Annotated in this window: 9 protein-coding genes and 1 tRNA gene; 4 read left to right on the forward strand and 6 right to left on the reverse strand. The window is 72.8% G+C overall.

Features of this window, described 5'->3' with window-relative positions:
* On the reverse strand, window positions 1-847 hold an 847-nt coding region (locus PROKR_RS34495; protein ID WP_211240091.1), incomplete at its 3' end, for a hypothetical protein.
* Window positions 848-1,417: 570 nt separating this feature from the next.
* Here PROKR_RS34495 and PROKR_RS10020 point away from each other — a divergent pair.
* Window positions 1,418-1,972, forward strand: a complete 555-nt coding sequence (locus PROKR_RS10020; protein ID WP_245605779.1) for an antibiotic biosynthesis monooxygenase — start codon at window positions 1,418-1,420, stop codon at window positions 1,970-1,972.
* A 4-nt stretch (window positions 1,973-1,976) separates the two neighbouring features.
* On the opposite strand, the gene PROKR_RS10025 is transcribed toward PROKR_RS10020, so the two are convergent.
* Complete coding sequence (locus tag PROKR_RS10025) at window positions 1,977-2,825, reverse strand: glycerophosphodiester phosphodiesterase (RefSeq protein WP_051432843.1); 849 nt, start codon at window positions 2,823-2,825, stop codon at window positions 1,977-1,979.
* Between the two features lie 187 nt (window positions 2,826-3,012).
* Here PROKR_RS10025 and PROKR_RS10030 point away from each other — a divergent pair, with 187 nt between their 5' ends.
* The gene (locus PROKR_RS10030; RefSeq protein WP_036962676.1) at window positions 3,013-3,501 is read left to right on the forward strand and encodes a hypothetical protein; all 489 of its coding nucleotides are present in this window, start codon (window positions 3,013-3,015) and stop codon (window positions 3,499-3,501) included.
* On the opposite strand, the gene PROKR_RS10035 is transcribed toward PROKR_RS10030, so the two are convergent.
* The 3 genes from PROKR_RS10035 to PROKR_RS10045 form a co-directional block, all read right to left on the reverse strand.
* Entirely contained in the window at window positions 3,476-4,924 is a 1,449-nt protein-coding gene (locus PROKR_RS10035; RefSeq protein ID WP_036962678.1) for an FAD-binding protein, read from the reverse strand. The two genes, PROKR_RS10030 and PROKR_RS10035, sit on opposite strands and share 26 nt — an antisense overlap.
* Window positions 4,925-5,087: 163 nt before the next feature.
* On the reverse strand, window positions 5,088-6,002 hold the full coding sequence (locus PROKR_RS10040) for an alpha/beta hydrolase (protein WP_036962680.1): 915 nt from the start codon (window positions 6,000-6,002) through the stop codon (window positions 5,088-5,090).
* 65 nt (window positions 6,003-6,067) lie between these two features.
* Window positions 6,068-6,140, reverse strand: a tRNA-Lys gene (locus tag PROKR_RS10045).
* A 221-nt stretch (window positions 6,141-6,361) separates the two neighbouring features.
* On the opposite strand from PROKR_RS10045, the gene PROKR_RS10050 reads away from it, so the two are divergent.
* The gene (locus PROKR_RS10050) at window positions 6,362-6,646 is read left to right on the forward strand and encodes an iron-sulfur cluster biosynthesis family protein (protein WP_020015769.1); all 285 of its coding nucleotides are present in this window, start codon (window positions 6,362-6,364) and stop codon (window positions 6,644-6,646) included.
* 121 nt (window positions 6,647-6,767) lie between these two features.
* Here the strand turns inward: PROKR_RS10050 and PROKR_RS10055 are convergent, their stop codons facing one another.
* Window positions 6,768-7,535, reverse strand: a complete 768-nt coding sequence (locus PROKR_RS10055; RefSeq protein ID WP_051432845.1) for a M50 family metallopeptidase — start codon at window positions 7,533-7,535, stop codon at window positions 6,768-6,770.
* Window positions 7,536-7,721: 186 nt separating this feature from the next.
* On the opposite strand from PROKR_RS10055, the gene PROKR_RS10060 reads away from it, so the two are divergent.
* Window positions 7,722-8,999, forward strand: a 1,278-nt coding sequence (locus PROKR_RS10060) for a DEAD/DEAH box helicase (RefSeq protein WP_036962761.1), incomplete at its 3' end; no start/stop codon positions are given.

The raw sequence follows: 8,999 nt of genomic DNA on the forward strand, positions 1-8,999 counted from the left end.
CGGCGGCGCGTGCGGCCGCGCGGTCGGCGCGGGCCTCCAGCACCGCCCTGCGCGCCGCGGCGATCTCCTCGGGGGTGGGGCCCGCCTTGACCGACACGACGGCGTCGCCATCGGTCCTGGTGATGAGCCGCTGGAGCGACGTCGTCACCTTCTCGATCTTGTCGGCCGACGGCGCTGCCGCCGCACTCTCCGCGGCGCCCTCGGTGTCCGCGGTGTCCGCGGTGTCGGCGGCCGGCTCCGCCTGCTCAGAATCCTGCGCCGCCTCGGTGCTCACGACCGAGTCGGCGAGCGGGGTGGCGAGGATGGGCAGGCTCTCGGTCTGCTGCCCGCCGAGCGGGGTGACACCCGCGGCCGCGACGGCCAGGTTCGTCGGATCGGTGGCGTCCGCCGCGGTGTCCCGGGCGACGTCATCTGTGGTGGCGCTCCCGGCCGAGGCGTCGGCCGCACGGTCGGCGAGCGACGCGCGCTCGGTGCTCCGGGAGGCGGGCGTGTTCTGCCGCAGCGCCGTCGCGGTGACGGCGGCGTCGCGAGCCTGGCTCACCAAGCCTCTGAGCTCCCGGGTCGCTGCCCGGAGCTTCCGGCGCTCCTTGGAGTTGAGGTCGCCCTCCTGGGTGACGTAGTCGGCGTCCGTCAGGACGGCGTCCGCCTTCTCGGAGGCGGACCGCACCTCGGGGTCCGTGGCGACCGCGCTGGTGATGGCGACGGGCTGGGCGGCCGGTTGGGCGACCTTCTCGGCGGCGGACGCCACGGCGTCGCCGCCGTCACCGGCGAAGCTGACTGCGGCCGTGGTGGTCAGGGCCACCGTGGTGAGTGCCGCCGCGACCGCGAAGGACGAGCGGCGCACCATCCGGCTGGATCGTGCGGTGTGCCCCGCGGCCGGGACGGCGGCGTGAGCACCCTGAGCGCCCGGGCGCCGCGTGCGACGGGGGACGAGGGTGTGCTCTCCGGGCCTCAAGGGCGCTCCATGGGCTCGGGGGCAGGGACAAGACGCGCGGTGTGCACGACGGGGTTCGGCGTCTGGGGCACGCTGGCTTCCGTTCCGCGGCTGGGCACGCCGACACCGCGAGGGGAGTTGCCCTCGGGGGACGGTGAAGGATGCTCCGGCTGCTGTCTGGCCACGGCGCGCGTCAGGGCGCGGGTCATGGCGGTTGCCGCGAAGAACCCGGCTCGAAGGCCCAGGGGGAGTTCTTCGCGGCAACGCTTTAATGTTGAACGACCGTCCACGAGTTGCGTAACCCCCCGACCAGAGGTATGCCTCACAAAAACCGCGCAGAGAACGTGCCCCAGCGGTGAAGGCGGGACAACCCGGGGTGTGCGCGCTCACATTGAGGCGTTCGAGGCCATGTATCAGACTTCGGGCATGGCCCATCACGATCAGGCCGCGAACGGATCCGTGCCCACCCCCGCCGGACAACCCGTGACCGTGTCAATCCATCGCATCGTCCACCCCGAGCACGTCCCCGAGGTCACCCGCTGGGTGCAGTCGGGCGTCAACCTCGCCAACCGTTGGGACGGGTTCCTCGGCTCGGGCTGGATCCGCGCCGCCGAGGGATCCCGCGACTGGCACATGCTCTACCGGTTCGCCGACGCCGAGCGGCTCGCCGCCTGGGAGCAGTCGGCCGAGCGGCGGGACTGGCTCGCGCAGGGCACCGGCCTCGTCGAGGAACTGCGCTACCAGCAGCGCACGGGCATCGAGGGCTGGTTCGAGGACCCGACGCGGGTGGACGAGCCGGCCGACGTCGCTGCCGTCGTCGTGCCGCCTCGCTGGAAGCAGGCCACCAGCATCTGGCTCGGGTTCTTCCCGGTGAACCTGTTGTTCACCGCCCTGTTCACCTACCTGGTGCCGGGCTGGGACGACGTACCCCTGGTGCTCAAGGTGCTGGTCTCGACCCTGATCCTCACGCCGATCATGGCGTACTGGGTGCTGCCCTGGGTGACCCGCCGCCTGCACGGCTGGTTGCACCGGTCCTGACGGGCTACGCCCCGCCCACGGCCAGTCGCCGCGCCGGGGCGGGTCGCCGTCCGCGGAGGCGGATGCCGCCCCTGCCGGGCACGGGCAGGGCCGCGGCCTGACCGGTGCGGCCCGCGAGCCACCCCGTCAGGCGCTCGGGCCGGTCGGTGATGATGCCGTCCACGCCGACGCCGGAGTCGGCGGTCACTAGCGTGGTCCACGCCGCCGGGTCGTTCGCAGTCCACGACATGACCCGCAGGCCTGCGGCGTGCAGGCGGGACACCATGCGCGGGCTGCCCGCGATCGTGGCTACCGACGGGTTGCAGGCGACCACACCGAGGCGCTCGCAGAGGCGCAGCAGCCCGGGCGGGTCGAACGACACGAGCAGGCCGCCCGGCAGGTGGGGTGCGACGTCGCGCACCGTGGCCACCGTGCCCGGCCAGAAGCTCTGGACCAGGACCCTGCCGTCGAAGCCGGCGGCGTCGACGGTCGCCACCACCCGCTCGACCTGCTCGGCGTCCCATGCGCCCTTGAGCTCCAGCAGCAGGTCCGTCCCGGGGTGCCGGGCCAGCACGGTGAGCACCTCGCCGAGCGTGGGGACGTGCTGTCCCGAGAAGGCCGGCGAGAAGTGCGCCCCGGCGTCGAGCCCGAGCACCTCCTGCGCGGTGAGGGCGGAGACCTTGCCGGTCCCGTCGGTGGTGGCGTCCACGGTCTCGTCGTGGATCACCGCGCCCACGCCGTCGGCGGTGGGCTGAAGGTCGATCTCGACGTAGTCCACGCCCGCGTGGCAGGCGGCCTCGATGGCGGCGAGGGTGTTCTGCGGTGCCACCGCGGAGTACCCACGGTGGGCGACGACTGCGGGACGAGCGGCCATGCTGACCTCCGGATCTGCGGCTCTGCTCGCCACGTTAGCCGCTCACGGGGGCCTCCCGGGCGCCCCGGTGCGAATTCGAGGAGAGTTCCAGGACCGTTCACCACGCGGCCCCAAGGGCGCCGTGTCGGCCACCCGCGCGAAACCCGCCGGATGCAGATTCTCAGCGCCAGGTGGTTACATGTGCGCCATGGTTCGACCTGCACCGCGCGCGACCCGCGCCCGCGGGGCGCTCGCCGCCGCGGCGCTCCTCCTCGTAGTCCTTGCCGGCTGCTCCGCCGACGGCGAGGACCCGGCGGCCGACGGCGGAACGGGCGCGACGCAGTCGGGAGGCGCGACCGCGACCGCGGACGACCGGGACGCGCCCCTCGACGTGAACGAGGCGTGCGCCGCCATGTACGTCAAGGGCGACAAGACGCTCGAGGAGCGCATCGGCACCGCGCTCGTCGGGGCGAGCGACGGGTTGGACGCCGCCGCGGCCGATCAGATGCACGCGATCGCGGTGGAGCTCGGGCGCCTGGAGTCCCATGTGCCCGAGGAGTTCCAGGGCCCGGTGCAGAAAGTACGGGTCCCGTTCCTGCAGCTGCAGAAGTCCCTCGACGACGGCACGCAGGAGCAGATCGAGCTCGACGTCGCCTCGACGGTCGAAGGGCTCAAGGAGTACCAGGCGCTCTGCTGAGCGGCTCGAAGATGCCCTGCCCCGGCGTCAGGACGCCGCGCGGGTCGAAGCGGTCCTTGGCGCGCAGCACTGCCGGCCAGCGGTCCCCGTAGTGGGTGCGCCAGCCGGCGGGCGTCAGGCGCAGGGCGTTGACCGGGTACTGCGTGCCCCCGGCGGCGAGCACCCGGGCGTAGAGCGCGTCGTTGTCGGCGATCAGACGCTCGGCCTCGGCGTCGTCGGGCGGGCTCACCGCGCGCAGCAGCGCGAGCAGGAAGAACACTTCGCCGGCCGGGACCCGCACCTGGGGCCGGGTGATGAGCGAGCTCCGCGCCGGGTAGAGCAGGGCGACGCCGCCGGCGTCGGCCGGGGTGAGCGTGGTGAGGAGCTCCGTGACGATCTCGTCGGTGGCGGCGTCCGGGAGGAAGGCGTTGAGCCAGGGCCCGGGCAGGCGGAGCGCCTCGATCTGCTCCACCGTCTCGTAGACCCGGTTCAGCCATTCGAAGTACGGCACGTCCACGACGTCGACGCCGCTGGGCTCGATGCCGGCCAGCACCGCCTCGTCGTCGGGCGGCTGGGCCGTGTACCAGGAGCCACCCTCCAGGACGAAGGCGAAGTCGTCGTCGTCCGTCGGGACGAGCTGGCCCTCCAGGTAGTCGAAGCGGCCGTCGGCCAGCGCGGTCCGCTGGGCCGCGGTCAGGTCGGTGACGCGGGGGTAGGTGAGCGTGTAGACGCGCGCCATGGTGGGCGCGGGCACCAGCCGGACCGTCGCGCGCACGATGATCGCGAACTGGCCCAGCCCGCCGAGCACCGCCTCGAACAGCTCGGGCTCGTGGTCGGCGGAGCAGGTGACCAGCCGGCCGTCGCCCGTGACCACCTGGAGCTCGAGCGTGTTGTCGACGAGCATCCCGTGGTGCTGGGAGGCGCCGCCGATGCCGCCGACGCAGAGCGTCCCGCCCACGGAGAGGCCCAGGTAGTCCGTGCTCACCGGGGGTGCGATGCCGTCCTTGAGCGTTATACGTACCAGGTCGAGCCACTGGACGCCGGCGTCCACGACGGCGTGGCCGGGCGTGATCTCGTGGACCGTGGCGAGGGTGCGCGAGTCGATCACGACGCCGGACTCGGCCTGCGCCTGGCCGAACGTCGAGTGGCCCTGACCGCGCACGGCAACGACGATCCCGTGCTCGTTGGCAAACCGCACGAGGGTCACGACGTCGGCGACCGAACCGGGGCGCAGGACCGCGCGGGGGCGGTCGTGCACCAGGTGTCCGTAGTCGGTGGCGGCCTCGGTGAGGGCGTCCTCGTCGGTGACGAGCTGGCCGTCGAGATGGGGGAGCTGAATCGCGGTGGAGTTCTCCGGGAGGCTGTTCAGCCACCGGGAGTCGGCCGGGTCGAATGCGACCACGGCGGCGCCTGCCAGAAATGTGCGACGGTCTAGCTGTGCCATGTGGGCCCCTCGGCGTTCGGGTGGGCGACTACGGTACAGGCCAGACTATGTGCGGCGTAAGAGTCTTCTGTGGAGGGGCGCGGGCGACCTTTTTCGCATGGCGGAGGCGGATTGCGGGAAATAACTGCCGCGCGAGGCCGCCCGGGGCGACGGGCCCGGCTGCCTAGCGCGGACCGAGGAACCCCTCGAGCCAGGAGTGGATGTCGTCCAGCGCGGCCTGTGCCATGGAGGTCGGGTGCCCCGTGAACGCGTGCGGGGCGTCCGGGTAGAGGCAGAGGTCGACGTCGACGCCGGCCGCCGAGAGGCGCGCTGCCATGGCGAGGTTGTCCGCCAGCAGGATGTCCGCCTCACCGACGACCATGAGGACCGGCGGCAGGCCGGCCAGGTCGGCGTAGACCGGCGAGAGGTCCGGGGCGGTGCGGTCCGGGGCATCGCCGGCGTACGCCGCTATGAAGAACTCGTCGGCGATGAGGCGACCGGCCGGGGTCCGCGCGCTGAGGTCGTAGGTTCCGAACTGGAGCACGGCCGCGTCGACGGCGGTCACTCCCCGGTCCCGGAGGCGCAGGAGCGTGGTCACCGCGAGCGTGGAGCCGGCGGAGAACCCGCCGATCGCGAACCTGCTGGTCCGAAAGCGCTCCGCCAGGTGCTCGGTGATCCAGAGCGCGGCGGTCTCGCAGTCGTCCGGGGCCGCGGGCCACGGGTGCTCCGGGGCCAGGCGGTAGTCGACGCCGATCACGGTGACACCGAGCGCGTCGGCAAGCCTCCGGTTGCGGACGTCGTCGCCGGCCGCCGTGCCCATGTAGAACCCGCCGCCGTGGAGCTGGAGGACGACACCGGAGCTCGGCGTGTCGACCGGTTCGTGGATCCGCACGGGGACGCTGCGGCCACTGGCGCTCGCGATCTCCTCGCCCGCCGGCGGGTCCGCCGGGGCGGGGCCGCTGAGCCGCGCCTGCGCGGCGAGGAGCTCTTCCATGTTGGCCGGGCCTCTTCCGGCCGGGCGGTTCGCGTAGAACTCGCTGGTCGGCTCGACGAGGGGCAGGAGCTGGGGATCGATCAGGTGGGCGCGTCCGAGGTTCATCGCGACCCAACGTACGACCGGGCCGGGGTGTCCTGCCAGGACGAATGGGTGGCGTGAGGAGACGGTGGGCCCCCCGGGGATCGAACCCGGAACCCGCGGATTAAAAGTCCGCTGCTCTGCCAGTTGAGCTAGAGGCCCGCGTGCCCGGCATGCGGGCGGCGCGAGACGAAAGCCTACCGGTCAGCTCCCGGATGCTGGTGCGGCCCTCCGCGCGGGGCACCATAGGGCCTGTGGCGACGCCTGTCATCCGCTGTCCCAGCCAGTGGGAGATATCGGGTTAAATGCGTCTCACGCTTGCGGTGAGCGGGAGGGCTTGGTTCGGTGGACGGGACCACGAGAACCAATGTGAGGAGCTCATCGTGCTCACCGTGACTGACAACGCTCGTACCGCCGTCCAGGACCTCGCTCAGCAGGCCGGAGTGCCGGTCGAGGGTGGTCTGCGTATCGCGCAGGCGGCCGACCAGCCGGGGAACTTCGAGCTCGCGCTGGTTCCGGCCCCGCAGCCCGACGACCAGGTCGTCGACGCCTCGGGTTCCACCAACGTGTTCGTCGAGGCGCAGGCAGCACCTGCTCTGGAGACGCTGACCCTGGACGCGGACCCGCGCGCCGAGGGTCCGGGATTCGTGCTCACGCCCACGGCGTGACCTTCCGGCGCCCTCCCGTCGGGCGTCGAACCGCGAAGGCCCCCGCGGCCACCTGCCAGGTGGTCTTCCGGGGGCCTTCGTCGTGCGCGGCGGCGTCAGGCGGTTCGGCGCGGCGTACCCCTCAGAGCGCCACCCCGAGGATCCACGAGCCGCCCAGCGCCAGGGCACCGAGGGTCACAAGGAGGAAGAGCGTCACCCAGAGCAGGCCGCCCACGCCGGTCAGGCGGGCGAGCATGTCGGCGTCCGAGGTCCGGGCCTGGCCGCGCGACCGCTGGACCTGCAGCTCGAACACCGGCCGCACCGCCCCGAGCAGCAGGAACCAGGTGACGGCGTAGGCGACGGCGCTCTGCACCTCGGGCGCCAGGAACCACGTGACGAACACGAGGGCCGCACCGCTCACGAGGATCGACCAGAGGCCGAACCAGTTGCGGATCTGCAGGAGCAGCAGCGCGAGCAGGGCCACGAGCAGCCACAGCAGGCCCACGGCGTAGCCGAGCTTGAGCAGCCACGCGGCACCGAGGCCGATGAGACCCGGGCCCACGTAGCCCGCGAACGCCGTGATGACCATGCCCGGGCCGCGCGGCTTCCCGCGCGACACGGTCAGGCCCGAGGTGTCGGAGTGCAGCCGGATGCCCTCGAGCTTGCGGCCGGTCAGCAGGGCGCCCAGGCCGTGCGACGCCTCGTGCGCGATGGTGATCACGTGCCGCGCCATGTGCCACAGGGGCCGGAAGAGCACGACGGCCAGGGCGACCGCCGCCATGGCCAGCACCATGAGGTTTGACGGGGGGTCGACCGGGGTGACCGCGTTGGTCCAGATTGTGCCGATCACGTCGCCGATGGCGGCGAACGGTCCGGCGGAGCTGGTCGCTGCGGAATCCATGCGCCACATAGAACCACACCGGACGTGACGTGCGCCGCAGCCACCTGCTCCCGAACGTGCGAGAATGTACGGTCGTGGGCGGCACAGGCTGCCCGACGTCGTGGCCCCGGCCCGGGTGAGCAACTCTCCCGCCGGTGTGAGCACGGCGGACCACCGGCGCGAGACGCGCCGCCACCGAGCCCGAGAGGCCCATCCTTGACTACCTTTGCCGACCTCGGTCTGCCCGCGCCCGTCGTGCGCGTCCTGGCGGACCGCGGCATCACCTCGCCGTTCCCCATCCAGACGGCTTCCCTGCCGGACTCCCTCGCCGGGCGCGACGTGCTCGGCCGCGGCCGCACCGGCTCCGGCAAGACCCTCGCGTTCGCCCTGCCCGTCGTGACGCGCCTCGCAATGTCCGGCGCTCGTTCCGCCGCCTCGGGGCAGCCTCGCCGCGCCGCGGGCCGGCCCCGCGCCCTCGTGCTGGCCCCGACGCGTGAGCTGGCCAACCAGATCGACGAGTCGATCGCGCCGCTCGCGCAGGCCCTCGGCCTGAAGACCACCACGATCTTCGGCGGCGTGGCGCAGTCGCGCCAGGTCACCGCGCTGAACGCCGGCGTCGACATCGTCATCGCGTGCCCCGGCCGGCTCGAGGACCTGCTGGGCCAGCGACACCTCACGCTGGACGACGTCGAGATCACCGTGCTCGACGAGGCCGACCACATGGCCGACCTCGGCTTCCTGCCCGGCGTGAAGCGCATCCTCGACAAGACCGGTGCGCGCACGCAGCGCCTGCTGTTCTCGGCCACGCTCGACAACGGCGTGGACGTGCTGGTCAAGCGCTACCTGCACCAGCCCGTCACCCACTCCGTGGACGACGCCGCCGCGCCGCCGCCGCAGATGACGCACCACATCCTCGCCGTGGCCGACAAGGACGCGAAGAAGAACGTGGTGCAGCAGCTCGCGCAGGGCACCGGCCGCCGCGTGCTGTTCACGCGCACCAAGCACCAGGCCAAGAAGCTCGCCAAGCAGCTCACCGCCGCGGGCGTGCCCGCCGTCGACCTGCACGGCAACCTCGGTCAGGGCGCGCGCGAGCGCAACCTCGCCGCGTTCTCGTCCGGTGAGGTGAAGGTGCTCGTGGCGACCGACATCGCGGCCCGTGGCATCCACGTCGACGACGTCGAGCTCGTGGTGCACGTGGACCCGCCCGCCGAGCACAAGGCGTACCTGCACCGCTCCGGGCGGACGGCGCGCGCGGGCTCCGGCGGCGACGTCGTGACCCTCATGCTCCCCGAGGAGCGCGGCGACGTGCGTGACCTGACCCGCAAGGCGAAGATCACCGCCCGTCCCCAGGACGTGGCCCCCGGCGACGCCACGGTGACCAGCCTGGTGGGCGAGGTCGCCCCCTACGTGGAGTACGTGCCGCCGGCCCCGCAGCAGCCGGCCCGCCAGGGGCAGCCCAAGCGCCAGGGCGGCCGCGGCCGGTCCGGCCAGGGC

The sequence above is a fragment of the Promicromonospora kroppenstedtii DSM 19349 genome (assembly GCF_000515355.1).
In the GTDB taxonomy this organism is placed as follows: Bacteria; Actinomycetota; Actinomycetes; order Actinomycetales; family Cellulomonadaceae; genus Promicromonospora; species Promicromonospora kroppenstedtii.

Coding starts and splice junctions, on each gene's coding strand:
- PROKR_RS10025 (WP_051432843.1), bottom strand. CDS start 2,825: ATGGCCGCTCGTCCCGCAGTCGTCGCCCACCGTGGGTACTCCGCGGTG.
- PROKR_RS10030 (WP_036962676.1), top strand. CDS start 3,013: ATGGTTCGACCTGCACCGCGCGCGACCCGCGCCCGCGGGGCGCTCGCC.
- PROKR_RS10035 (WP_036962678.1), bottom strand. CDS start 4,924: ATGGCACAGCTAGACCGTCGCACATTTCTGGCAGGCGCCGCCGTGGTC.
- PROKR_RS10040 (WP_036962680.1), bottom strand. CDS start 6,002: ATGAACCTCGGACGCGCCCACCTGATCGATCCCCAGCTCCTGCCCCTC.
- PROKR_RS10055 (WP_051432845.1), bottom strand. CDS start 7,535: ATGTGGCGCATGGATTCCGCAGCGACCAGCTCCGCCGGACCGTTCGCC.